Below are 21,509 nucleotides of genomic sequence, written 5' to 3'. Positions count from 1 at the left end.
TGTCATCCGCCGAAGCCTCCGTCGGCGGCGACGACCGAGCCGTTGAGCACCGCTCCGGCGCGCGAGCAGGCGTGGACGACGGTGGCGGCGACCTCGTCGGGTGTGAGCGGGCGGCGTAGGAGCTGGTGGGCGGCGAGGTCGTCGGGGCCGACCGCGTAGAGGTCGGCGGTCGCGGCGAGCATCGCGGTGTCGGTGGAGCCCGGTGAGACGGCGCAGGCGGTCACGCCCGTGCCGGCCAGGTCGGCGGCCAGGCCTCGCACCAGACCGATCACGGCATGCTTCGCGGCGTTGTAGGCGGCGAGGTGGAACAGTCCGCGCGAGCCCGCTGCGGAGGCGAGCGCGACGAACCGGCAGCCGCTGGGATCGGGCCCGGCGAGCATCGCCGGGACGGCGGCCGCCGCGGTGTTCCAGACCCCGGCGACGTCGATCTGCCACTGCAGGTCGAGCGAGGTGTCCTCCCACAGCGGGCGCCCGCCGGCGATCACCGCCGCGCCTGCGACGGCGATGTCGAGCCGTCCCCACCTCTGTTGCGCGGCATCGACCGCGGCGGTCAGCGCAGCCGGGTCCCGTACGTCACCGACGACCGGTTCGACCCGGCCGGCCGGGAGCGAGGCGACCAGGGTGTCCAGGTCGGCCTTGGTGGCCTGGGGGTAGGCGGCCGGAGAGTCCTCCCCAGCGCACCAGTCGAGTGCGACGACGCGTACGCCCTCGGCCACCAGGCCACGCACGGTCGCCGCGCCGATCCCGCGCGCGGCGCCGGTCACCAGTGCGACCCGTGTCGTCTCGACGCTCATCGTGCCGCCGCTCCGATCTGGAGCCGGTCATAGGCAGCGACGACCATCGCCTCGAGGATGCGCTTGCCCTGCTCGGCGCTCGCTCCGGTCGGGTCGCCGAGGACGCCGTTGGCCGAGACGGCTTCGACGCCGCCTGCCCGCATCGCCGGCAGCAGCTCGGTGATCGGGCGGGTGTTGCCGGGGACGGCCTGCCGCAGACGTACCCGTTCGGGGGCCAGGTGCAGCATGAGCGAAGTCTCGGTCCGGCCGGCGTGCGGATCCGCGTCCGGGACCTGACAGGGCACCCAGGAGACCTCTCTCCCCTCGGCGCGAAGGACCGTCACGGCGGCCGTGACCGCGTCCAGGTTGCCGCCGTGACCGTTGACCAGGACAACCCGGGAGGCCCAGGTGGTCAGCGAGCGACCGAGCTCGACGAGGACCGAGGTCAGCACCGCGGTCCCGATCGAGATGGTCCCGGGAAACGACTGGTGCTCCCCACTGGCACCGATCGGCACCGCCGGCGCGACGGAGGCGCCGATGAGCGGGGCGAGCTCGTTTGCCACCGCGGTCGCGATCACTGTGTCGACGTCGAGGGGCAGGTGCGGGCCGTGCTGCTCGATGGATCCGACCGGCACCAGGATCGTGCCGCCCGGCACGATCTCCGGCCAGGGACGGTCGACCAGGCTCACGGCCGGCCCAGTGGTCGGCCCAGGGCGAGCTCGAAGCCGTCGGGGATCACCAGATCCTCCGGGGTGAGGTCGTGGACGGAGGCCTTGCCCATGCCGAGGACCGCGGAGTCGAGGCCGTTGCGGAGGATGTCGAGGACGTTCTCGACACCGGCCTGACCGTTGGCACCCAGGCCCCACAGGTAGGCACGCCCGACCATCACCGCACGCGCGCCCAGTGCCAGCGCCTTGGCGACGTCGGAGCCGCGGCGTACGCCACCGTCGAGGAGGACCTCGATCTGGTCGCCCACCGCGGTGGCGATCGGGGGCAGCACCCGGATGGTGGCCGGGGTGCCGTCGAGGTTGTTGCCGCCGTGGTTGGAGACCGAGATCGCGTCCACGCCCGCGTCGACCGCGCGCAGCGCGTCGTCGACCCGGCACACGCCCTTGAGCATGAACGGTTTGCCTCCGCTCAGTTCCTTCCAGGTGGCCACCATCCAAGCGACGTCGTCCCACGACGGCGGCGGCGTGGTCATCCACTCGTAGTAGGCACCGAAGAACGTGGGTGGCTCCCCCAGGCTGCCGTCGTCGGCGATCGGTGCCAGGTTGGGCGCGGTCAGGTCCGGGATGCCGCCGCTGCGGGCGTACGCCGCCAGCCATCTCCCCCGGCTCATCACCTGGGGCGCGAACCTGAGCATCGCGGAGAGATCGACCTTCTCCGGGATCTCCGGGCTGCCCCAGTCACGGCCCATGGAGAAGGACCAGTCGAGGGTGGCGATCAGCGCCTTCGCCCCGGCCGCGTGGGCCCGGCGCATCCGGCGGATCATCACGTCACGGTCACCGGTCCAGTACATCTGGAAGAACGTCGCCGCGTTGGCCTCCACGACCTCCTCGACCGACTTCGAAGCGAAGTTGGACAGCCCCATCACCGTGCCCCGGGCCGCCGCCGCCCGCGCGACCGCGACCTCACCGTCGGGATGAACAGCCTGTACGCCGGTGGGCGAGATGATCACCGGGAACCCGATCTCCTGGCCCAGCACCGAGGTCGCCAGCTCGCGCTTGTCGTGATGGCCGGCCACGTGCGGAGCGAGCCCGAGGTCGGCGAACGCCTGCTGGTTGTCCGCGATCGTCTGGCCACGCTCGGAGCCGGCCAGCAGGGCCGCGTACACGGGCTTCGGCAGCCGTTTGCGGGCACGCTCCTGCGCCACCGCGACGGACTCGAACCACGGGTTCTGCTTCCAGGGGTTCTTCCAGGCCATATCTGTTCTCGCTTCTTCAAGAGGTTCAGTTGGGGGCGAAGCCGGCCAGCGGCGACTCGGCGCACGCACTCACCGGCGGGCTCACGGGTGGGTCCAGATCCGAGTCCGGACGCCGTCGGGAGAGGGTCAGCAGCACCGGCGCGTTGCGGCTGGGGGCGCTGCGGGAGTGGTCCTGGCCGGCCGCCGGAATGGTCCGGGCCCCGGCCAGCGCGGACTCGCCGTATCCCTGGACACACTCCGGGTCCGGCCCGTCCAGCGGCAGACCGGTGAAGAACTTCGCTGCCATGCAGCCTCCGCGACACGAGTCGTAGTGGGCGCAGCCCGAGCAGGCGCCACCGGTCTGCGGCTCACGCAGCTCCTGGAAGAGCGCCGAGGTCTTCCACACCTTGTCGAAGCCGCCGTCGGTGAGCAGGTTGCCCGCGAGGAACTGGTCGTGGATCGCGAACGGACAGGCATAGACATCGCCCACCGGATCGATCAGGCACACCACCCGGCCGGCGCCGCACAGGTTCAGGCCGGGCAGCGCACCGCTGCCGTCCTCGGGCCCGAACGCGGCCAGGTGGAAGAAGGAGTCCCCGGTGAGCACGTTGTCTCCGTTGGCGACAAGCCATTCGTACAGCTCTCGCTGCTGCTCGGGCAGCGGATGGAGCTCGTCCCACACGTCCGCACCGCGGCCCGAGGGACGCAGCCGGGTCAGCCGCAGCGTCGCCCCGAACCGGTCGGCGATCGCCTTGAACTCGTCGAGCTGCCCGATGTTCTCGCGGGTGCAGACCACGCTGAGCTTGGCGTCGCGGAATCCCGCCTCGTGCAAGTTGCGCAGCGCGGTGATCGCGGTGTCGTAGGACCCCGTCCCCCGCACCCGGTCGTTGACCTCGGCGGTGGCGCCGTCCAGCGAGATCTGGACATCCACATAGTCACTGGCGGCCAGCCACCGCGCTCGCTCCGGGGTGAGCCGCACGCCGTTGGTCGAGAACTTCACCCCGACGTCGTGGGCGACGGCGTATTCGACCAGGTGCCAGAAGTCGGGGCGTACGGTCGGCTCGCCACCGCCGATGTTCACGTAGAAGACCTGCATCCGCTGCAGCTCGTCGATCACCGCCTCGCACTGCTCGGTGCTCAGCTCACGCGGGTCGCGCCGGCCGCTGCTCGACAGGCAGTGCGCGCACTCCAGGTTGCACGCATACGTCAGCTCCCAGGTCAGGCAGATCGGCGCATCCAGGCCGAGCTCGAAGTGCTCCACCAGCTTCATCACAGGCTCCTCACGTCACGGGACGGATCATGTCGGTCCGGGCCAGGCCGGAGAGCGCAGCGACGTACGCAGCGTGCTGGCCCTCCGGCACTCCCGATGCCACGAGCGCACCGCGCACGTCCGGGTGCGACTCCAGGGCGCGTACCACCGCCACCAGCTCGGGACGCTTGAGGAAGGTCAGCTTCCGGTTCCCGAAGTGATAGGCCAACGCCCCGAAGGGCTCGGGCCGCAGCTCGACCGACGGCGACAACGCCCACGCGCTCTCCAGCGTGACGAGCATCAGTAGACGCCGCACATGCCGTCGATCGAGACCTCCTCGATCAGCCCATCCTCGATCTGCACAGCCTCGGTCAGGGCCTCGTCCACGACCTGGGTGTTCTCTTCAGGGTTCATGACAGCTCTCCTTCATCTCGAGTGACGCACAACACATTAATGACACTCAAGGTCAAAAAGATAGAGGTTGTCTCGAACCGGGAACTCTTTTGCATTCGGCGCGTCTGAGGCGGCTGATAGATTCCGACGAATGCCGACCAGCCCCGCTCCCGCGACGCGGCGCAGCTCGCTCCGCGGACGCCCCGCCGCGACCACGCACGCGGAGATCGAGCAGGCCGCCTTCCGGCTCTTCGTGACCAGGGGCTTCGAGGCCACCACCCTCGACGACATCGGCGAGGCGATCGGGGTCGGCAGGCGCACCATCACCCGCTACTACCCCTCGAAGAACGACATCCCCTGGGGGCAGTTCGACCGCACGCTCGACGGCTTCCGCGAGATCCTTCGCTCCATGCCCGCCGACCTCCCGCTGCACGAGGCGGTCCACCGCGGCGTACTCGCCTTCAACGACTTCCCCACCGACGCCAGCCCCAGCCACCGCGACCGGATGCGCCTGATCCTGTCCACCCCGGCACTCCAGGCCCACTCGGTGCTCCGCTACGCGAGCTGGCGCGAGGTCATCGCCGAGTACGTCGCCGAGCGCACCGACGGGCGCCCCGACGACCTGCTCCCCCAGACCATCGGCCAGGTCTCGCTCGCCCTCGCCCTGACCTCGTACCAGGCCTGGCTCGCCGACGAGGACGCCTCGCTCCCCGACCTGCTCGACGCCACGATGGCCCACCTGCGCACGTACGTCTCGAGCTGAGGCCTGCCACTACGGCGACGCGGCTACGGGCTTGCCGCAACAAATTCGTTGTCACTGTACGAAACCGGGCTGTCACGACGACGCGGATCGCGACGCCATGACAGCCCGGACGGTTCCCGATCAGGTTCAGCTGAACTGGGTCCTGAGCCTGGCCCGGGCCAGGGCCCGGGGTGCGGTCTCGGGCAGCAGGCAGAGGCAGATCAACGAGAGCGCGCACGTCGCGGCCAGGTAATAGCCGACGTACGTCGCCTCGCCGGTGCCCGCCATGATCCGATTCGCGATCAGCGGCGAGATGCCGCCGCCCAGCACCGCGCCGACGTGGAAGGAGACGCCCATCCCCGACTGGCGCTGGTCGCGCGGGAAGAGCTCAGTGAAGAAGGTGTACATCGGTCCGAAGAGGATCCCGGTGGTGGTGAACCCGATGATCATCGCGGCGGCCACGCCGGCCACGCTGCCCGCCTCGGCGAGGTGGAAGATCACCAGCGCCGACGCGATCGAGCCGGCCGCGCCGACCATCATCACCGGCCGGCGACCGAGCCGGTCGGCAGCCCAGGCGGACAGTACGTTCGCGACCGCGTGCATCAGCAGGGCGGCGATGCTGGCGTTGACGATGGGCTGACGCGGCAGACCGAGACCCTCGGGGGCGGCCGCCGTGGCGTACGAGAGCATGAAGATGGCGAGAGCGAAGGTGCTCGAGTTCAGGCCGATGTTGACGCCGGCGGCGAGCACGACGCGACGCCAGTTGGTCTTGAGTACGGCGAAGACCGGGAGCTGGTTCTTCAGCGTCTCGCCCTCCTCGCGCATCATCCGCTGGAAGACCGGGCTCTCCGAGACGCCCCGGCGGATCCAGATACCGAGGAACAACACGACACCACCGATGAGGAACGGGATCCGCCAGCCCCAGCTCTCCACACTGGCGGCCGGGAGGAGCAGCACCGCCGCGAAGGCGAGGTTGGCCAGGATCGATCCGATCGGCGACCCGAGCGCCACGAAGACGCCGTACCGGGCCCGCTTGTCGTCGGGGGCGTGCTCGATCGCGAGCACGGCAGCGCCACCGGTCTCCCCGCCCCGGCACAGGCCGTGCACCATGCGGAGCAGCACCAGCAGGATCGGCGCGGCGACGCCGATCTGGGCGTATGTGGGCAGCATGCCCATCACCATCGTGGCGACGCCCATACCGATGAACGTCATCAGCAGCGCGGACTTGCGGCCGTACCGGTCGCCGACCCAGCCGAACAGCACCGCACCGACCGGTGCCATCAGGAAGCCGATGGCGAAGGTCGCCAGGCCCATGAAGGTGCTGAACCAGGGGTTGTTGGTCCGGAAGAAGGTGTCGGTGAAGACGAGTGCGGTCGCCGTGCCGTAGATGGCGAAGTCGTAGAACTCCAGAGAGGTTCCGACGCCGCTGGCGAAGGCGAGGCGGGCGACGCCGCCTTTGGTGGAGGTCAGATCCGATCCGTCGGTGTCGACGCGGGATGTCGTGGTCATGACTGTCCTGTCGGTAAGGCGCGAGGAGCAGATCATCCCTCAACCGCACGGCATCGTGCGACTGCGGATGTGCTCCGACCCTCGCGAGGGGGTGGTTCCACGCTAGGAACGTTGACGCCCGGGCTCCATTGGCATTGACCGCAGCCCGTTGAGGGTTTCCCCTACCGGCGATGGCGTCAGTACAGCTCGATGACGAGCTTCGGGCTCTTGGCCCGGGAGACGCACAGCGCCATCTGGTCGCCGGCCTCCTTGTCGGCCGCGGAGAGGCAGTTGTCCCGATGGTCGGGGACGCCTTCGAGGACTCCGGAGACGCACGAGCCGCAGATCCCCTCCTCGCAGGACTTGAACACGTCGATCCCGTTGTCGGTCAGCACCGACAGGATCGAGCGGTCGGCGGGGACCTCGAAGGACTCCCCCGTATCGAGCTCGACCGTGAACGCGTCGTCCTCGGAGGTGTCGATCTCGGCAGCCTCGAAGTGCTCGACGTGTACGTTGCGCTCACCGACCACGGGCGCGGCCACCGCGGTCACCTGCTCCATGAAGCCGGTCGGGCCACAGGTGTAGACGTGGCTGCTCGCGGTCATCGTCTCGAGCGCGTCGCGCAACAACGTGCTCTGGTCAGTACGAGGCACGCCCAGATGGATCTCGACACGGTTCGCGAAGTCGGCGTCTTCGAGCAGGTCCAGGAAGGCGGCATGCTCGCGGGACCGGGCGAAGTAGACCAGCCGGAACTCCTCACCACACGCGTGCAGCTCGTAGGCGAGACTCAGCATCGGGGTGATCCCGATGCCGCCGGCGACGAGCAGGTGCTGGTCGGCGCCTTCGACGACGGAGACGAGGTTGCGCGGCTCCCCGACAGCGAGGACGTCGCCCTCGCCCACCTGGTGCATCGCCGAACTGCCGCCACGCGAGTCTGGCTCGAGCTTGACCGCGATCAGCTGTGAATCGCTCTCGGACGGCGGGCTGCACAGCGAATACTGGCGCAGCACTCCGGTCGGACCGACCACGTCGATGTGGGCTCCGGCTCGGTAGCGCTCGAACGTCCGGCCGTCCTCACGGACGAGCCGCAGCGTACGGATGTGCGGGGTCTCGACCCCGATATGAGTGACACGGACCTTGATGTCGGTCATCGATCTGCTCCTCTCGGTGGTGATCAGCGCACGTAGAGGCCACCGTTGGCGTCCCAGCACGCTCCTGTCACCGAGGCCGCGCCCGGCGAGGCCAGCAGCGCGACCATCTCGGCGATGAACTCGGGGCTTCCGAGCCTGCCCACGGGGATGGTCTCGGCGAACCGGTCGACGTTCTCCTCGCCGACGATGCGGCGTACGACGGGGAGGTCGAGCGGTCCGGGTGACACGGCGTTGACGGTCACTCCGGCGCTCGCGAGCTCACGGGCGAACACCTTCGTCGCCGCCAGCACCGCGCCCTTGGATGACGCGTAGTGACCGCCGGTGGCGGTGCCGCCGTTCTGACCGGCGAGGGATCCGAGGTTCACGATCCGGCCGTAGCCGGCAGCGGCCATGTGCCGTCCGAACACCTGGCAGGCGGCGAAGGTGCCGCCGATGTTGACCGCCATCACCGAGGCGAGCTCTTCGGACGAGATCTCCAGCAGCGGGGTCGCCTGGGTCCGGGCAGCGTTGTTCACCAGGACGTGTACGTCGCCCCAGCTCTCCAACAGTGCGGCCAGCAGGTCCTCGATCGCCTCCCGGTCGGTGACGTCGAGGCCGTACGCACGGGCGGTCTCGCCCGTGCCGTCCAGGTCGCCGGCCACCGTCTTCGCGGCGGCTTCGTCGATGTCCACGACGGCCACGCGGTGACCGGTGCGGTGCAGGTGAGCGGCGATCACCGCCCCGAGGCCGTTGCCGGCGCCGGTGACGACCGCGACCGGCCGGTCCTCGGATCGCGGTGTCACAGCAGAAACCCCGCCGCCGGGACGGCGGCCTCGCTGTCGACCAGGCGGATGACCTTGAGCACGATCAGATCCTCGGCCGGGGTGGCGCCCAGCCGGATCCGGTACTCCACGTCACCGGCCCACAGATCGTGCCGGCCGCGCTTGAACGCGACCAGCACCTGGGAGGCGCGCAGCACGACCTCGGCATCGGAGACCTCGACGGGTACGAACCGCGAGACGGTGCGCGTGGTCGTGGCCGAGTCGACGGCGGCGAGGGCGTACCCCTCGGTCATCCGGGTGACGCGCATCGCGCGCATGCGGGCGTCGTCGTAGACCATGTTCAGCGTGTTGTCGAAGTCGGTCGTGGTCGGATCGATCGGGATGACGTAGTGCCCGTCTTGGGCGTAGAGCGCGTTCCAGGTGGCGTACTCCTTCCGGTCGAGCAGGTCGGCCTCCCGCCAGGCCAGCTCGATCCCGCGCAGCACGCGCGGGTCCGCCAGCGACGTGGCAGGCGTGTCGGTGCGTGTGTCGGGGAGAGTCTCAGTCATCGCTCATCATCTGCTTCCACTGGGCGTACGCAGCGCGCATCCCGGTCTCGTCGGTGACATGTGAGGTCGGCCAGCCCTCGGGGCTCGGCTTCTCCCGAGCCGCGCCGCGGTTGACCAGGATCGGCATCTCGGGTGCGCCCTGCGCGCCCCGCTGGACCCGGTCCCATCCCTCCGCGTCGTCAGGGGTGCCGAAACCGAACGGCCCCTGGAAGTGCTCGTGCACCCGCAGCCGGGCGCGGTTCACCGGGCCCACGACTTCGTCGGGGCCGTCGGGGCCGATCGCGACGTGCTCGATGACGGTCTTGTCGACCGAGATCGGCCGCAGGACCCGGAAGAACGCCGCGGACATGGAGACGTTCGGGAAGAGGTTGAGGTTGAACCCCGTGCCGTGCATGGCCAGGACCACCTTGCGGATCGCCGAGTCGGACAGGCCGGCCGCCCGCAGGTCGGCGATCAGCCCGTCGAACCGGTCCTGGAGCTTCTCGGTGCCGTCGTCGGCATCGAGGTCGGAGTGCTCCGGCACCATCTGCATGACGCTGTGACCGTTGCCGAGGTCGTGGGTGATCGCCTCGGGGTCAGTCATGAACGACATCATGTCGGCGGTCTCGGCGTCGACCGACGCCATCCAGGAGCGGTGCACGATCGGGAAGTGGTAGCCGTCGGTGGTGTTCTCCAGCTGGATCTTCCAGTTGCCACCGAAGGTGAACTGGTGGGTGCCGAGCACCTTGACCGGGTAGCCGCCACCCTGCTTCATGAACCGGTCGATCCACACCTTCACGTCGCCGAGGAACTCCTCGAGCGGCTCGATGTCCTCGTCGAGGGTGGCGAAGACCATGCCGCCGTACGACTCGGTGCGCAGCCGCTTGAGCGAGAGCTCGCTCTTGTCCAGGACACCCTCGTAGCCCTCCGGGTAGGGGATGCCGCGCAGCTTGCCGTCGAGGCTGTAGGACCAGGCGTGGTAGGGGCAGGTGAAGCCGTTGGCCTCGCCGGTCCGCTTCTCGCACAGGCTCGCGCCGCGATGCCGACAGCGGTTGACGAGCGTGTGGATCGCCCCCTTGCGGTCTCGCGAGACGATGACCGGCTGCCGGCCGACGTACGTCGACTTGAAGCTGCCGGGCTTGGGCAGATCGCTCTCGTGCGCGACCCAGATCCAGGTGTGCTCGAAGATCCGGGTCATCTCCTGCTCGAAGATCTCGGGGTCGGTGTACATCCGGCCCGCGACCCGGTCGCCCTGGACCAGGTCGGCCGGCGCGACGTCGTACACGTTGGATGCAGTGATCTCGGTGGTCATCTCAGTTCGCCTCCGCGGGCTCGTAGGAGCGCGGGGTGAGGGCTCTGCCCATCCGCGCCTCGACCTTGGCGTATCTCCAGAGCTTGAAGTCGCCCTCACCCACCGCGATGGTGCGGAACAGGTTGCAGGCGGCCCTGACGGTCTCCTGGGAGTCGACGTCGGCCAGCAGGTAGCAGGTCCACGGCCAGGAGTCGGAGGGACCGACCATGTGCGCGTCGTCGTCGATGTCCCCGATGAAGTCGACCCCCGGCAGCGCCTTGATGCCGTCCATCATCTCGACGAAGGCTCTCCACACGTCGTCGACGGTGATGCCAGCGCTGGGCAGGTCGAAGAAGTTCTGGTTGATACCGATGCAGAACAGGACGCGGAGTGGTGTTGGTTCGCTCATCGGGTCTCCTTGGGATCGTGGGACGGGCGGCTGGTGGGTCCGCTCACATGAATCCGGGGACGGTCGGCTCCTGGCCGAGCAGCACTGCACCGGCGGCGTCGTACATCGAGGGGCCGAGGAACGCGTGCACCTGGGGGACCTCGGCGTCTCGGCGAAGCCGCTGCAGCGGGTGCTGGTTCGCGATGGTGCCGGTGCCCGAGATGGTGCAGAGGTCGGCGACGATGCGGGCCGCGGTGGACGCCAGGTGGGTGGCGGAGAGCCGGATCCGGGCATGTTGCTCGGGGAGGACCTCGTCGCCGGCGACGACGCTGCTCCAGACCTCCTCAGCGACCTCGTAGTAGAACGCGCGCGCCGAACGCAGCGCGGCATAGCTCTCGGCGTAGGAGGTGCGGTAGTAGGCGCGGGCGGCCAGGGGCGGTGCGCCGGTCACGCCGGTGCGCGAACCCGCCTGCTGGGCGAAGGTGAGCGCCGCCTGCGCGACTCCGAGGCCGACCGCGGCATGGACCTGAGCCTGGTAGCCGATCGTGGGGTAGCGGAAGAGTGGCTCGTCGACGGTCGGCTCTCCACCACGGACGAACGTCCACTCGCGGGCGACCTCGACCTCCTTGACGACCAGATCGAACGAGCCCGACGCGCGCATCCCGGCGACGTCCCAGTCCTGCACGATCTCGACCTGCTCGGGTAGCAGCAGAGCGCTACGCGGCTTGCCCCCGGAGGCGTCGTCGCTGGGGATGCCGACACCCAGCACGTCGGCGCCCATGCAACCGCTGGCGAACTTCCAGCGACCGTCGACGATGAAGCCGCGCTCGGTGGGGGTCACCGGCTGCACCGGGAACAATCCGCCCGCGAAGACGACATCGGGGCCGCCGGCGTACAGCTCGGCCTGGGTCTCGAGCGGGAGCGCCGCCAGGTAGGTGAGCGCGGAACCGAAGGCCGCGACCCATCCGGTCGACCCGTCGACGGCCGAGATCCGCTCGACGACCTCTAGGAAGTCGGCTGGGGCCATCGGCTCGCCTCCGAACATCCGCGGAGCCGAGCTCCGGTAGACGCCCACCTCCTTGAGCCGGTCGATGAAGTCACGGGGAACGTAGCTCTGCTCGTGGAACTCACCACGCCGGGCAGCCAGCTCCGACAGGACGTCCTCCAGGGTGAGCGGCGCAGCGGCCGTCTCCGGCTGGATCTCCTGGGTCTGGGCCATGTCGGCTCCTCTGAGTTGGATGCGTCGGGTCGGGATGTGTCGGACCGGTCGGGTGCCGACCGCCGGGTTCGACGCTATGAGGCTCGCCGTGCGGCGGGAATTGGGAATGCCCGGCGCGGATGAGGGGGCCTCACTGCCCCGCGTAGGGGATTTCTTCAGCGCCCGGGCCTCATCCGGCGACCTATCCTGACCAGATGCAGGTCGACCCACAGGCGCCCGAGCTGGTCCATACCGACTTCCTCGCGATGATGAACGCGACCTCGCTGTGCGTGCTGATCCACGACGCCGAGACGCAGAACATCATCTGGGCCAACCCCGCCGCGTGCGAACTGCTCGAGTGGAGCGTCACCGAGCTGCGGCCGCTCAAGGCCAACGAGATGAGCAGCTCCGCCCAGGAGTACGACCGGGTGATCGGCAGGGCGTGGTTGCAGGAGGCGGTCGAGAAGGGCCGGAGCAGGATCGAGTGGCACTACCGCTCGAGCACCGGCCGGGTGGTCCCGACCGAGGCGGTCGCGACCCGCGTCGAGCTGGCCCAGGGTCCGGCGGTGATGGTGCAGTTCCGCGACATCGAGCGCGAGCAGGCGGTCGAGCGCGAGCTGAGACAGACCACGGCGTACGTCGAGACGCTGAGCCGGCACACCGCCGCAGGGGTCGTCGTGCTGAGCCCGGACGGCGTGGTCCAGCACGTGACCGACCAGGCTCTCGCCCAGTTCGGGGTGTCCCGCACCGACATGGCAGGGCAGCGTCTGGACGACGTCGCCTCGGTCCAGATCGACCGTCGAGGCGACCGCGAGCGCACCGGCTGGTCGGCGGCGGTCGGCGCGGCCGATCCCATCGCCACCGTCCGGCTGCGGCTGCGCCGCCGCGCCGGAGCCGGCCCGTCCCGGTCCGCCTGGCTGGGCGGAACCCTCGAGCGGATGCATCAGCCCGGGATCGCGGAGTTCGTGCTGACCGTCTACGACATCTCCGAGCGGGTGCGTGCCGAGCAGGCGTACGACCAGGAGAACTATCTGGCCCGCTACAACGCGATGGGTGACATGGCGATGGCCATCGCGCACGAGCTGGGCCAGCCCCTGGCCGCGGCGAACAACTTCCTGGCCGGCGTCCGCGCCCGGGCACGGACGCTCGAGGGCTGTGCCGAGACGGCCGAGGGCACCACCGAGATGCTCGAGTTCGGGCTGGACGGTGCCGAGCGCCAGATCGAGCGGGCGGCGACGATCGTCAGCTCCGTACGCTCCTATGTCGGCCATCTGGAGCAGGTCTCGGGCCGCGTGGACCTCAACGACGTGATCGAGGAGTGCCTCTACTTCGTCGGGCTGCGGGCGGACCCCGCGGGGATCGAGGTCGAGCTCGATCTCTGCTCGGACCCGGTCCCCGTGCGCTGCGAACGAGTGCTGACCGGGCAGGTGGTGCTCAACCTCTGCTTCAACGCCGTCGACGAGCTGAGCCAGTGCGAGCCGGACAACCGGGTGCTCCGGATCAGCACCAGCACCGCGACGTACGACCGAAAGACCTCGGGGATGGTGACCGTCGAGGACCGCGGGCGCGGTCTGACGCAGGACCCGTTCGCGGAGTCGTTCACGTCCAAGGAGCGCGGGAGCGGGATCGGGCTGGCCCTGAGCTATCGGATCATCACCCGTCAGCACGGCATGATCTGGGCCGAGTCGCGCGAGGGCGGTGGCACCCGATTCGCCTTCACACTGCCCCACGCGTAGCCGGGTCGGCGTAGGGGAAATCCTCATCCTCCGTCGAGGAACTCTCGATTCCGCGGCGGCGCGACACTGCCTACGGTCGAGGTATCCGACCCGGTAGGAGGCCCAGGTTGTCAACCACGACCCATCCCGAGCTGACCCCGACCCAGCGCGCCTTCCGAGCCGCGATGTCGAATCTTTCGGCAGCGGTCAACATCGTCACCACCGACGGCCCGCGTGGGCCGGCCGGCATCACGGTGAGCGCGACGTGCTCGGTCACCGACAGTCCGCCGACGATGCTCGTCTGCGTCAATCGGTCCAGCTACACCCACGACTTCTTCGTCGAGAACAAGCGGGTCGGCATCAACGTGCTCGGCGCCGAGCACGAGCCGATCGCGATGCGCTTCGCCGGAGCGAGCGACGTGTCGATGAGCGACCGGCTCTCCGAGCCGGAATGGGAGCACGACAGCCACGGCGTCCCCGTCCTGCGCGGTGCCGTCGCGACGGTCATCGGACGGGTCGCGGACCACCGTTCGCACGGCTCGCACACGGTGCTCTTCGTCGAGGTCGAAGCCGTCAACAGCCGCGACGACACCGGCGGCCTGGTCTACTTCCAGCGCCGCTTCCACACCCTGCACCCCACCGAGCTCTCCGCATGAGCCGAAGGAGCGCGATGATGATGGAGGCGGGTGCTCGGATGACGCTGATGTGCTACACCGACACCCACGGGTACGGCTGGCAGCACGTGGACCTCTTCGTCCACGACGCCGCCGGCCACGAGCTCAACTGGGTGCACTGGGAGGTCCCTGGCGACGGACCCGAGATCGCCGACCAGGTCACGTCCCGGATCGAGCCGACCCTGCGGCGCACCTCCGAATGGCGCCATGCCGTGTCCGCGAGCGGGATGGACTACTGGACCGCCGACGCCAGCTGGGAGGACGCATGAGCACGTCGCTGTGGCAGCCCTGGTCGCTGCGTGACCTCGTCACCGACCTCGCCCGAGGCGCCACCACGCCGGCCGAGGCGATGGCCCGCTCCGCGAAGCGGATCGCGGAGACCGAGCCCGGGATCAACGCCTGGGTCGTCCGGGAGGACCCGGATCTGGGCGCTGGCTCCGGGCCCCTGGCGGGCGTGCCTCTGGGCGTCAAGGACATCATCGACGTCGCCGGCCTGCCGACCAGATGCGGCTCTGGGCTCCGTGCGGACGCCCCGCCTGCCGACAAGGACGCGGCGATAGTCGCGGAGTGGCGCCGGACCGGTGCAGTACCTGTGGGCAAGACCGTCACGACCGAGTTCGCCTTCTTCTCCCCCGGCCCCACGGCCAACCCGGCCGCGACCGACCACACCCCCGGCGGCTCCTCCAGCGGCTCGGCAGCGGCCGTCGGCTCCGGGCAGGTGCCGCTCGCCCTGGGATCGCAGACCGCCGGCTCGGTGACCCGCCCGGCGGCGTACTGCGGGGTCGCAGCCCTGGTGATGACCAACGGTCGCTTCCCGGTCGACGGCGTCACGGGGCTGAGCCCGAGCCTCGACAGCCACGGTGTGTACGCCGCGACGGCGGGTGACCTCGCGCTGGCCTGGTCCGCGCTGAGCGGCGGCGCGGACGTCGCCCGAGAGGGCACGCCGCCACGAGGCGAGCCGCTGCGCGCGCTGCTCTGGTCTGCCGCACCGATCGGTGTCCTGGATCCAGCGATGCGGGGCGCCCTGGAGACCACCCGGGCCGCACTGCAGGCGAGCGGCGCCATCGTCCGCGACTTCCCCGAGGAGCAACTGGTCGCCGACCTCGCCGCCGCGCACCCCGTGGTCATGGCGTACGAGGCCGCCCGTGAGCGCGCCGCGGAACTGGCGGCAGCCGACCAGCTGTCCGAGCCGTTGGCCGGGCTGCTGCGTACGGGTGCCGCGACCAGCCGGAGCGACTACGAGACGGCCCTCGGCCTGATCGCGCGAGGCCGTGAGCGGGTCGCCGGGCTCCTCGCGGGGTACGACGTCGTGGTCGGAGCCGCAGCCCCTGGCCCCGCTCCCCGAGGGCTCGGCGCGACCGGTGACCCGGTGCTGAGCCGGCCGTGGCAGGCGCTCGGCCTACCCGTCGTGACAGTCCCCGGGCTACGGGATGCCGAGGGCATGCCGCTAGGCATCCAGGTGGTCGGCCGCCGCCTCGGTGAGGACCACCTCCTGGCCGCAGCGTGCACCGTCGAGCAAAGCCTGGTGTGCTGATCCTGGGCATATGGCCCTGGTCACACCACGAGGGATGAGTGAAGCACGATGACGAAACGGCTGAGTAACAGCGACGACGTACCGTCGATGACCATCCCCACGAGCAAGGCGACACCGATGAGCATCACTGAACTCCCCCGGCCGGAAGCCACCGCCGTCACCCGCGCTCCGGTCGTCCACATCGTCGACGACGACCACGACCTCCGGCAGTCGCTGGTCTTCCTGCTGGAGACCGTCGGCATCGAGGCACTGACCTATCCCGACGCCACCACGTTCCTCGATGAGTACGACGCGACCGAACCGGCGGTCCTCATCGTCGACGTCAGGATGCCTGGGGTCAGCGGCTTCCAGCTGCAGGAGACGCTTCGCCAGCAGGACTACCCGGCACCGGTCATCTTCTGCTCCGCGCATGGCGACGTGCCCATGTCGGTGCGGGCGATGCAGCACGGCGCCGTCGACTTCCTCGAGAAGCCGTACGACTCCCAGCAGATGCTGGAGGTCGTCCAGGAGCAGCTCCTCGAGGCGGGCAGGCGGTTCGCCGTCGATGCCGTACGCCGCGAGGTGCAGACCCGGGTCGACCAGCTCACCCCGCGCGAGCTCGAGGTCCTGCGCCTGGTCATCGACGGCCTGCCCAGCCAGCACATCGCCCGGGAGCTCGGCACCAGCGTCAAGACGGTCGACGTCCACCGAGCCCGGATCAAGGCGAAGACCTGCTCCGACAGCCTCGGCACCCTCGTCCGCGACGTGCTCCTCTACCAGGTGACCGTCTGAGCTCTGCTCAGGGCGCCATCAGCACCGACGCCGACGGGTAGGACTCCGCCCAGGTCGGCGAGAGCGGTGCGATGAAGACGTTCTCGGTGCGGGTCCGGCTGATCCGCCAGGTTCCGTCGACCCGGCGGAAGGCGTTGTTCAGTCGGCTGGAGCGGAGCATCGCCGTGCCGTCGGAGAAGAGCCATGGCTGCATGTGGATCCACTGGCCCTCGGCCTCGTCACCGTCGACGTGGATCTGCTCGGAGGTCAGGTAGTGGGCGTTGAGCAGCAGGGCCGGGTCCTGCTTCTCTCCCCAGAACCTCTCGAAGTGCGCGCGGATCGCGGCCTTTCCCTCGGCCTTCCCGAACTGACCGTCGTAGTACTCCCCGACGCCCTCCCAGACCGCGTCCTCGGTGTAGAGGTCCATGATCAGGTCGATCCGCTGGGCGTCATCGCTGACACCGAACTCCGGGCAGGGCGTGTCGCAGAGGAACATGTAGCACGCCTCCAGCCGGCGGATCTCCGCCTCCGATTCGAGGGCCTCCACCCGGCGCAGCAGGGCCGTGATCGTGTCGGCGATCGTGTCGGTGTCGGGGGTGCTGGTCATGCTTCTCCTCGGGTCCATGCCTATGGCAGCTGAACTCCCACGCTAGGAAGCCCTGCCGAGCCGCTCAAGTGGCAATGACCGCAGGTTGCTGAGGTAATCCCCTATCCCACCGCCACCGCGTCGTTGCCCTCCAGGTCGAGATCGACCCAGCGGACGCCGCCGTCCTGATCGACGGCGGCGTCCAGGCTTCCATCATCCCTCCCGCGCTCGAGTCCCGCCCTCGACAAACCAGCCGCTGACCATCAGTTGCTCGGCTCCCGGAGCTGCATGCGCTGCTGCTCGCGTGCCACGTCCTCGGCGAAGTCGCCCCAGTCGTTCTCGCACCGGAAGCTGCTCGCCTCCGTGGTGGGCCCAGCGCCGACGTACCCTGCGATCTGGGGGTACGGACACAGCGGCCTCGACATCACGACCCGGTTCTCCGGACGGTCGTTCTCGTACTTGGTGGCGACCATCTGCTTCGGAGCGATCCCCTGCTCGACCCAGGCCCGCACGGCGGCCAGAGCATCGAACGAGTTGGGGCCCACTCCCCCGCTGACGTGCCCGCCGCCAGGGATCATGAAGAGTCGGTAGAACTCCTGGACGTCTCGGAGAGCCGAGCGCACCGTCGAGCCGTTCCGCTCGAGGAGGACCCGGGTGTAGTACTCGATCGGCAGACTGCCCGACTGGAACGGGTCGGCCCATCCCTGGGTCATGATCAGCTTGCCGCCACGTGCGTCGAACTTCGAGAGGTCGGTACGCGTGGGGTCGATCTTGGGGCTCAGCTTCTCCTCCACCAGATTCACGTCCTCATCCCAGTCGAAGCTGCGCCAGTCCCACTGGGGATCGTCGAACACGGCCCTGCCGAGCAGCGCCTGCGGATAGGAGACGAGTGCCTGTCGCTCTGCAGTGAAATTCCACGCCGCCTCGCTGCCGTAGGCGAATCCCGGGTAGATGTGCTCACCCGTCCCCTGGTTGGCAACCTTGGCGTAGACGTGTTCCGCCGTCCTGACCTGCTCCGCCGTCAGGCACCCCGCACTCGTCCCGGAGCGGCATTCCAGCCGCTTGACCTTGTAGTGACAGTCCCGCGGATCGTTCAGGAACGGGTCGCCGGCGACTCCGTCCCGGCCACCGCAGGCAGCCAACACGGTGTCGTTGAGGAGCTTGCGGTCACCGCCGTCGAGAGCGCCGCTCGGGCTCTCCGCGAGGCGCTGCGCGGTCCACAGCACCGCCATCATCACGTGGCTGTAGTCCATGCCAGGACTGTGCGAGACGATGCCGTCGTAGTCGTTGGGGAAGAACTCCGCCTGGTCCATCGCCTGGCGGCCGCCGGTGGAGCCGCCCTCGAAGTAGGAGAACTTCGGCGCCTTCTCGTTGAACGCGGTCAGGATCTGCTTGGCGCGCACCGTCATCAGGTGGATCGAGGTCCGCCCCCACATCTCGAGCTGGGTCGGGTTGCTGATCCAGGAGTTGGTCGAGTCGGTGTCGGAGTGGCCCGTGTCGGTGGACGCCGTCGCATAGCCGGCCGAGAGAGCCGGAGCCATCGCGTCGTAGCTGATGTTTCCGGCGAAGCCACCGTTGCCCACCCCCAGGAACCGCTCGTTCCACGTGACCGTCGGCAACCAGACCTCGAACTTCAGGCTCGGGGCGACGGTCGCGGCCACCCGGCAGAACTCGGGCAGGTCGCGATGGACCGTGCCCTCCGCGTCCACGTAGTCACCGGCGGGAACGAGCTCGCTGGCCGTGATCTCGGTGTCAGGCACCGAGAGTTCGGTGAGCTCCTCGCAGCGGGCGCTGCCGGCGTCGGTGTCGGCAGCGCTGGGCGCTGCTCCGACGATCTGGAGACTGAGTGCGAAAAGGGACGCTATCCCGACGAGCACGCGCAGCGTGCCCCCGGAGCTCCCCGGCCGTCGAACAGTCATGGTTCCACCCTTCGAGGTTTGCGAGTCGGGGCGGCGGCATGCTTGCGCCCAGCTCGTACGTTCACCAGTCCCGTAATCGGCTGAGCGGTCCGCGCTGACCGACTGATGTCGCCTCAGAATAGGAAGGCGATCACCACGGTCATACGGGAGAAATCCTTATCCGAGTAAGGCCTTCGAACCGGCGCGATCTCCCCGAACGGTGTGGTCATGAGAGGTCGCGCGAGGGAGTCGGTGGGGCGAGGTTGCGGACGTGAGTCTGTGGGCCACTCCCCCGCCTTGCACGCACACGAGCAAGTGATGCGAACCTGTCTTGCGACAGAGATTCAGCCCGGAAGATGGCGACGGGCAGACGGTCCGAAACCGGAACAAACAGGTGCGCCTCAAAAGCGATCAAGCCGTGTTCTCAACCTTCGGTGAAGGCTCAGAACACGGCTCTGATCAGGTGTTTCGGTGGAGGTGAGGGGACTCGAACCCCTGACCCTCTGCATGCCATGCAGATGCGCTACCAGCTGCGCCACACCCCCGTGGCGTTGTCCCGGTCGATCACCCCGGGCAACGAGAAGAACAGTAGCGGAATGCTTCCGCGATCACGAAATCGGGGTCCCCATTCCGTAGGTCGCGAGCCGCCAGGGCGCCGACGGGATGAGACCGTGGGCGGACTCCCGGGCGGTGAGCTCGATCCAGGCGCAGTTCGTCAGCGGGGCGAGGGTGGTGACGACGGACGGGTCCCAGCCGAGGAAGGCGGCCAGACCCTGCCGGATGGCGCCGCCGTGAGCGACGACCACGACGGTCTCGCCGGGCGCGACGGTCTCGGCGACGTCGTGGAGCGCGCCGCTGAAACGTGCCGCGACCGTGGGCCACGACTCCCCGCCGTAGGGCTCCCAGCTGGCCGGCATCTCACCGAAGCGCTCGAAGATCTCGGCACGGTTCATCCCCTCGGCCTCCCCCGCGCAGACCTCCCGCAGCCGCGGATCGTACGCGGCCTCCAGGCCGGTCTCCTCGGCGACGTACGCAGCGGTCTGCCGTGCCCGCATCAGGTCCGAGGAGACGAGGCGGGTGACGGCGAAGGTCGTCCCGAGCGCGCGAGCGGCGGCCTTGGCCTGCTGGTGGCCGGTCTCGGCCAGCTCGATGTCGGTCTGGCCCTGGTAGCGGCCGTCGGCGTTCCAGCCGGTGACCCCGTGACGGAGCAGGATGAGGCGGCGGATCTCGGCAGGCTCGACCACCGGCCCTCAGCCTTCGGAGACGACGTCGGCGGGCAGCGAGATCGACGGGCAGTCACGCCAGAGCCGCTCGAGGGCGTAGAACTGGCGCTCCTCCTCGTGCTGGACGTGCACGACGATCTCGCCGTAGTCGAGCAGCACCCAGCGCCCCTCCTTGTGCCCCTCGCGGCGCAGCGGCTTGGAGCCGAGGTCGCGCAGCTTCAGCTCGACCTCGTCGACGATCGACTGCACCTGCCGCTCGTTGGGGGCGGAGGCCAGCACGAAGGCGTCGGTGATGGCCAGCTGGTCGCTGACGTCGAAGGCCATGATGTGGCCGGCCTTCTTGTCCGAGGCCGCCCGGGCGGCAGTGATGGTGAGCTCGATGGCGTGCTCGGTCGCGGTCATACGCGGTCCTTATGGTGGAGAGTCTTGGATTGAGGGGCCCTGGTTTCCTTGGGCCGGTAGAGGTCGTGCTTGCCGATGTACTGCACCACGCCGTCGGGGACGAGATACCAGACCGGCTCGCCACGGTGACGCCGCTCGCGGCAGTCGGAGGAGGAGATCGCCAGAGCCGGGATCTCGAGCATGGTGATGCGGTCGGAGGGGATCTTCGCGATGACCTCGGGATCCATGGCGTACCCCGGGCGCGTGCACCCCACGAACTGGGCGAGCTCGAAGAGCTCGTCGGTGTCACGCCAGGTGAAGATCTCGGCGAGTGCGTCGGCCCCGGTGATGAAGTAGAGATCGGAGTCCGGCAACGCCTTGGCGAGATCACGCAGCGTGTCGATGGTGTAGGTCCGGCCGGCCCGGTCGATGTCGACCCTGCTCACGGTGAAGCGAGGGTTGGCGGCGGTCGCGATGACCGTCATCAGGTAGCGGTGCTCGGCCGGCGAGACGTCGCGGTCGGCCTTCTGCCACGGGTCGCCCGTCGGCACGAAGACGACCTCGTCGAGGTCGAAGAACGACTGCACCTCGGAGGCCGCCACCAGGTGGCCGTGGTGGATGGGATCGAAGGTGCCACCCATCACCCCGACACGGCGCTTGCCGGTCAGGCCCTCCAGACCTGGCTCGGGCGCTCCCCCGCTGCCCATCAGATCAGCGCTCAGGAGTGCTCACGGCCACCGGCGAACCAGACCAGGACCAGGAGCGCGAAGATCAGGATCGCCAGGGCGCCGCCGCCGATGACCCACTCGATGCCAGAGGTGCCGTGCTCGGCCCCGTGCTCAGCGGAGGTGATGATGCTCGACACAACAGAGTTCGACATGGCG

25 protein-coding genes and 1 tRNA gene are annotated in these 21,509 nt (G+C 69.3%); 6 read left to right on the top strand and 20 right to left on the bottom strand.

Going from position 1 to position 21,509, the window contains the following annotated elements; all coding sequences use genetic code 11:
* Positions 1-2 precede the first annotated feature (2 nt).
* The 6 genes from ABTW65_RS09350 to mftA are packed head-to-tail and all read right to left on the bottom strand — an operon-like array spanning position 3 to position 4,339.
* Complete coding sequence (locus ABTW65_RS09350; protein ID WP_350659765.1) at positions 3-794, bottom strand: mycofactocin-coupled SDR family oxidoreductase; 792 nt, start codon at positions 792-794, stop codon at positions 3-5.
* The gene (gene mftE / locus ABTW65_RS09345; protein ID WP_350659764.1) at positions 791-1,462 is read right to left on the bottom strand and encodes a mycofactocin biosynthesis peptidyl-dipeptidase MftE; all 672 of its coding nucleotides are present in this window, start codon (positions 1,460-1,462) and stop codon (positions 791-793) included. Before mftE ends, ABTW65_RS09350 begins: the two co-directional genes overlap by 4 nt.
* On the bottom strand, positions 1,459-2,697 hold the full coding sequence (mftD, locus tag ABTW65_RS09340; RefSeq protein ID WP_350659763.1) for a pre-mycofactocin synthase MftD: 1,239 nt from the start codon (positions 2,695-2,697) through the stop codon (positions 1,459-1,461). Before mftD ends, mftE begins: the two co-directional genes overlap by 4 nt.
* A 25-nt stretch (positions 2,698-2,722) precedes the next feature.
* On the bottom strand, positions 2,723-3,946 hold the full coding sequence (mftC, locus tag ABTW65_RS09335; RefSeq protein WP_350659762.1) for a mycofactocin radical SAM maturase: 1,224 nt from the start codon (positions 3,944-3,946) through the stop codon (positions 2,723-2,725).
* A gap of 10 nt (positions 3,947-3,956) precedes the next feature.
* Entirely contained in the window at positions 3,957-4,226 is a 270-nt protein-coding gene (gene mftB / locus ABTW65_RS09330; RefSeq protein ID WP_350659761.1) for a mycofactocin biosynthesis chaperone MftB, read from the bottom strand.
* Positions 4,226-4,339: a mycofactocin precursor MftA gene (gene mftA / locus ABTW65_RS09325; protein WP_350659760.1), complete on the bottom strand. Its 114-nt coding sequence runs from the start codon at positions 4,337-4,339 to the stop codon at positions 4,226-4,228. The genes mftB and mftA overlap by 1 nt, the downstream gene beginning before the upstream one ends.
* Before the next feature lie 130 nt (positions 4,340-4,469).
* On the opposite strand from mftA, the gene mftR reads away from it, so the two are divergent.
* Positions 4,470-5,081: a mycofactocin system transcriptional regulator MftR gene (gene mftR, locus ABTW65_RS09320; protein WP_350659759.1), complete on the top strand. Its 612-nt coding sequence runs from the start codon at positions 4,470-4,472 to the stop codon at positions 5,079-5,081.
* Between the two features lie 126 nt (positions 5,082-5,207).
* Here mftR and ABTW65_RS09315 read toward each other — a convergent pair whose 3' ends face one another.
* The 7 genes from ABTW65_RS09315 to ABTW65_RS09285 form a co-directional block, all read right to left on the bottom strand.
* Positions 5,208-6,569: an MFS transporter gene (locus ABTW65_RS09315; RefSeq protein ID WP_350659758.1), complete on the bottom strand. Its 1,362-nt coding sequence runs from the start codon at positions 6,567-6,569 to the stop codon at positions 5,208-5,210.
* 176 nt (positions 6,570-6,745) lie between these two features.
* Entirely contained in the window at positions 6,746-7,699 is a 954-nt protein-coding gene (locus ABTW65_RS09310; protein WP_350659757.1) for a PDR/VanB family oxidoreductase, read from the bottom strand.
* A 23-nt stretch (positions 7,700-7,722) separates the two neighbouring features.
* Positions 7,723-8,481, bottom strand: a complete 759-nt coding sequence (locus tag ABTW65_RS09305; RefSeq protein ID WP_350659756.1) for an SDR family NAD(P)-dependent oxidoreductase — start codon at positions 8,479-8,481, stop codon at positions 7,723-7,725.
* On the bottom strand, positions 8,478-9,008 hold the full coding sequence (locus ABTW65_RS09300) for an aromatic-ring-hydroxylating dioxygenase subunit beta (protein WP_350659755.1): 531 nt from the start codon (positions 9,006-9,008) through the stop codon (positions 8,478-8,480). Before ABTW65_RS09300 ends, ABTW65_RS09305 begins: the two co-directional genes overlap by 4 nt.
* Entirely contained in the window at positions 9,001-10,299 is a 1,299-nt protein-coding gene (locus tag ABTW65_RS09295; RefSeq protein WP_350659754.1) for an aromatic ring-hydroxylating oxygenase subunit alpha, read from the bottom strand. Before ABTW65_RS09295 ends, ABTW65_RS09300 begins: the two co-directional genes overlap by 8 nt.
* 1 nt (position 10,300) lies before the next feature.
* On the bottom strand, positions 10,301-10,687 hold the full coding sequence (locus tag ABTW65_RS09290) for a hypothetical protein (RefSeq protein ID WP_350659753.1): 387 nt from the start codon (positions 10,685-10,687) through the stop codon (positions 10,301-10,303).
* Positions 10,688-10,730: 43 nt separating this feature from the next.
* Positions 10,731-11,885 carry an acyl-CoA dehydrogenase family protein gene (locus tag ABTW65_RS09285; protein ID WP_350659752.1) on the bottom strand — a complete coding sequence of 385 codons (1,155 nt, stop codon included), beginning with the start codon at positions 11,883-11,885 and terminating at the stop codon, positions 10,731-10,733.
* Positions 11,886-12,079: 194 nt separating this feature from the next.
* On the opposite strand from ABTW65_RS09285, the gene ABTW65_RS09280 reads away from it, so the two are divergent.
* The 5 genes from ABTW65_RS09280 (at position 12,080) to ABTW65_RS09260 (ending at position 16,558) form a co-directional block, all read left to right on the top strand.
* On the top strand, positions 12,080-13,600 hold the full coding sequence (locus ABTW65_RS09280) for a PAS domain-containing sensor histidine kinase (protein ID WP_350659750.1): 1,521 nt from the start codon (positions 12,080-12,082) through the stop codon (positions 13,598-13,600).
* Positions 13,601-13,707: 107 nt separating this feature from the next.
* Positions 13,708-14,235 carry a flavin reductase gene (locus ABTW65_RS09275; protein WP_350659749.1) on the top strand — a complete coding sequence of 176 codons (528 nt, stop codon included), beginning with the start codon at positions 13,708-13,710 and terminating at the stop codon, positions 14,233-14,235.
* The gene (locus ABTW65_RS09270; RefSeq protein WP_350659748.1) at positions 14,232-14,522 is read left to right on the top strand and encodes a hypothetical protein; all 291 of its coding nucleotides are present in this window, start codon (positions 14,232-14,234) and stop codon (positions 14,520-14,522) included. Before ABTW65_RS09275 ends, ABTW65_RS09270 begins: the two co-directional genes overlap by 4 nt.
* Positions 14,519-15,787, top strand: coding sequence for an amidase (locus ABTW65_RS09265; protein WP_350659747.1), 1,269 nt, complete (start codon positions 14,519-14,521; stop codon positions 15,785-15,787). The genes ABTW65_RS09270 and ABTW65_RS09265 overlap by 4 nt, the downstream gene beginning before the upstream one ends.
* A gap of 117 nt (positions 15,788-15,904) precedes the next feature.
* Positions 15,905-16,558, top strand: a complete 654-nt coding sequence (locus ABTW65_RS09260; RefSeq protein WP_350659746.1) for a response regulator transcription factor — start codon at positions 15,905-15,907, stop codon at positions 16,556-16,558.
* 7 nt (positions 16,559-16,565) lie between these two features.
* On the opposite strand, the gene ABTW65_RS09255 is transcribed toward ABTW65_RS09260, so the two are convergent.
* The 7 genes from ABTW65_RS09255 to ABTW65_RS09225 form a co-directional block, all read right to left on the bottom strand.
* Complete coding sequence (locus ABTW65_RS09255; RefSeq protein ID WP_350659745.1) at positions 16,566-17,144, bottom strand: nuclear transport factor 2 family protein; 579 nt, start codon at positions 17,142-17,144, stop codon at positions 16,566-16,568.
* A gap of 242 nt (positions 17,145-17,386) precedes the next feature.
* Positions 17,387-19,042: a tannase/feruloyl esterase family alpha/beta hydrolase gene (locus ABTW65_RS09250; RefSeq protein ID WP_350659744.1), complete on the bottom strand. Its 1,656-nt coding sequence runs from the start codon at positions 19,040-19,042 to the stop codon at positions 17,387-17,389.
* Positions 19,043-19,493: 451 nt separating this feature from the next.
* Positions 19,494-19,566, bottom strand: a tRNA-Ala gene (locus ABTW65_RS09245).
* A 63-nt stretch (positions 19,567-19,629) separates the two neighbouring features.
* Entirely contained in the window at positions 19,630-20,265 is a 636-nt protein-coding gene (locus ABTW65_RS09240) for a histidine phosphatase family protein (protein WP_350659743.1), read from the bottom strand.
* 6 nt (positions 20,266-20,271) lie between these two features.
* Positions 20,272-20,646: a ribosome silencing factor gene (rsfS, locus tag ABTW65_RS09235; RefSeq protein WP_350659741.1), complete on the bottom strand. Its 375-nt coding sequence runs from the start codon at positions 20,644-20,646 to the stop codon at positions 20,272-20,274.
* Positions 20,643-21,332, bottom strand: coding sequence for a nicotinate-nucleotide adenylyltransferase (gene nadD / locus ABTW65_RS09230; RefSeq protein ID WP_350659740.1), 690 nt, complete (start codon positions 21,330-21,332; stop codon positions 20,643-20,645). Before nadD ends, rsfS begins: the two co-directional genes overlap by 4 nt.
* Before the next feature lie 11 nt (positions 21,333-21,343).
* Complete coding sequence (locus ABTW65_RS09225; protein WP_350659739.1) at positions 21,344-21,505, bottom strand: hypothetical protein; 162 nt, start codon at positions 21,503-21,505, stop codon at positions 21,344-21,346.
* Positions 21,506-21,509 lie beyond the last annotated feature (4 nt).

Source organism: Nocardioides sp. NPDC127503 (genome assembly GCF_040302165.1).
Taxonomy (GTDB): domain Bacteria; phylum Actinomycetota; class Actinomycetes; order Propionibacteriales; family Nocardioidaceae; genus Nocardioides.
This window is presented reverse-complemented; position numbering and strand designations above follow the sequence as displayed.

Coding starts and splice junctions, on each gene's coding strand:
- ABTW65_RS09350 (WP_350659765.1), bottom strand. CDS start 794: ATGAGCGTCGAGACGACACGGGTCGCACTGGTGACCGGCGCCGCGCGC.
- mftD (WP_350659763.1), bottom strand. CDS start 2,697: ATGGCCTGGAAGAACCCCTGGAAGCAGAACCCGTGGTTCGAGTCCGTC.
- mftC (WP_350659762.1), bottom strand. CDS start 3,946: ATGAAGCTGGTGGAGCACTTCGAGCTCGGCCTGGATGCGCCGATCTGC.
- mftB (WP_350659761.1), bottom strand. CDS start 4,226: ATGCTCGTCACGCTGGAGAGCGCGTGGGCGTTGTCGCCGTCGGTCGAG.
- mftA (WP_350659760.1), bottom strand. CDS start 4,339: ATGAACCCTGAAGAGAACACCCAGGTCGTGGACGAGGCCCTGACCGAG.
- mftR (WP_350659759.1), top strand. CDS start 4,470: ATGCCGACCAGCCCCGCTCCCGCGACGCGGCGCAGCTCGCTCCGCGGA.
- ABTW65_RS09315 (WP_350659758.1), bottom strand. CDS start 6,569: ATGACCACGACATCCCGCGTCGACACCGACGGATCGGATCTGACCTCC.
- ABTW65_RS09310 (WP_350659757.1), bottom strand. CDS start 7,699: ATGACCGACATCAAGGTCCGTGTCACTCATATCGGGGTCGAGACCCCG.
- ABTW65_RS09300 (WP_350659755.1), bottom strand. CDS start 9,008: ATGACTGAGACTCTCCCCGACACACGCACCGACACGCCTGCCACGTCG.
- ABTW65_RS09295 (WP_350659754.1), bottom strand. CDS start 10,299: ATGACCACCGAGATCACTGCATCCAACGTGTACGACGTCGCGCCGGCC.
- ABTW65_RS09290 (WP_350659753.1), bottom strand. CDS start 10,687: ATGAGCGAACCAACACCACTCCGCGTCCTGTTCTGCATCGGTATCAAC.
- ABTW65_RS09285 (WP_350659752.1), bottom strand. CDS start 11,885: ATGGCCCAGACCCAGGAGATCCAGCCGGAGACGGCCGCTGCGCCGCTC.
- ABTW65_RS09280 (WP_350659750.1), top strand. CDS start 12,080: ATGCAGGTCGACCCACAGGCGCCCGAGCTGGTCCATACCGACTTCCTC.
- ABTW65_RS09270 (WP_350659748.1), top strand. CDS start 14,232: ATGAGCCGAAGGAGCGCGATGATGATGGAGGCGGGTGCTCGGATGACG.
- ABTW65_RS09265 (WP_350659747.1), top strand. CDS start 14,519: ATGAGCACGTCGCTGTGGCAGCCCTGGTCGCTGCGTGACCTCGTCACC.
- ABTW65_RS09260 (WP_350659746.1), top strand. CDS start 15,905: ATGAGCATCACTGAACTCCCCCGGCCGGAAGCCACCGCCGTCACCCGC.
- ABTW65_RS09255 (WP_350659745.1), bottom strand. CDS start 17,144: ATGACCAGCACCCCCGACACCGACACGATCGCCGACACGATCACGGCC.
- ABTW65_RS09250 (WP_350659744.1), bottom strand. CDS start 19,042: ATGACTGTTCGACGGCCGGGGAGCTCCGGGGGCACGCTGCGCGTGCTC.
- rsfS (WP_350659741.1), bottom strand. CDS start 20,646: ATGACCGCGACCGAGCACGCCATCGAGCTCACCATCACTGCCGCCCGG.
- nadD (WP_350659740.1), bottom strand. CDS start 21,332: ATGGGCAGCGGGGGAGCGCCCGAGCCAGGTCTGGAGGGCCTGACCGGC.
- ABTW65_RS09225 (WP_350659739.1), bottom strand. CDS start 21,505: ATGTCGAACTCTGTTGTGTCGAGCATCATCACCTCCGCTGAGCACGGG.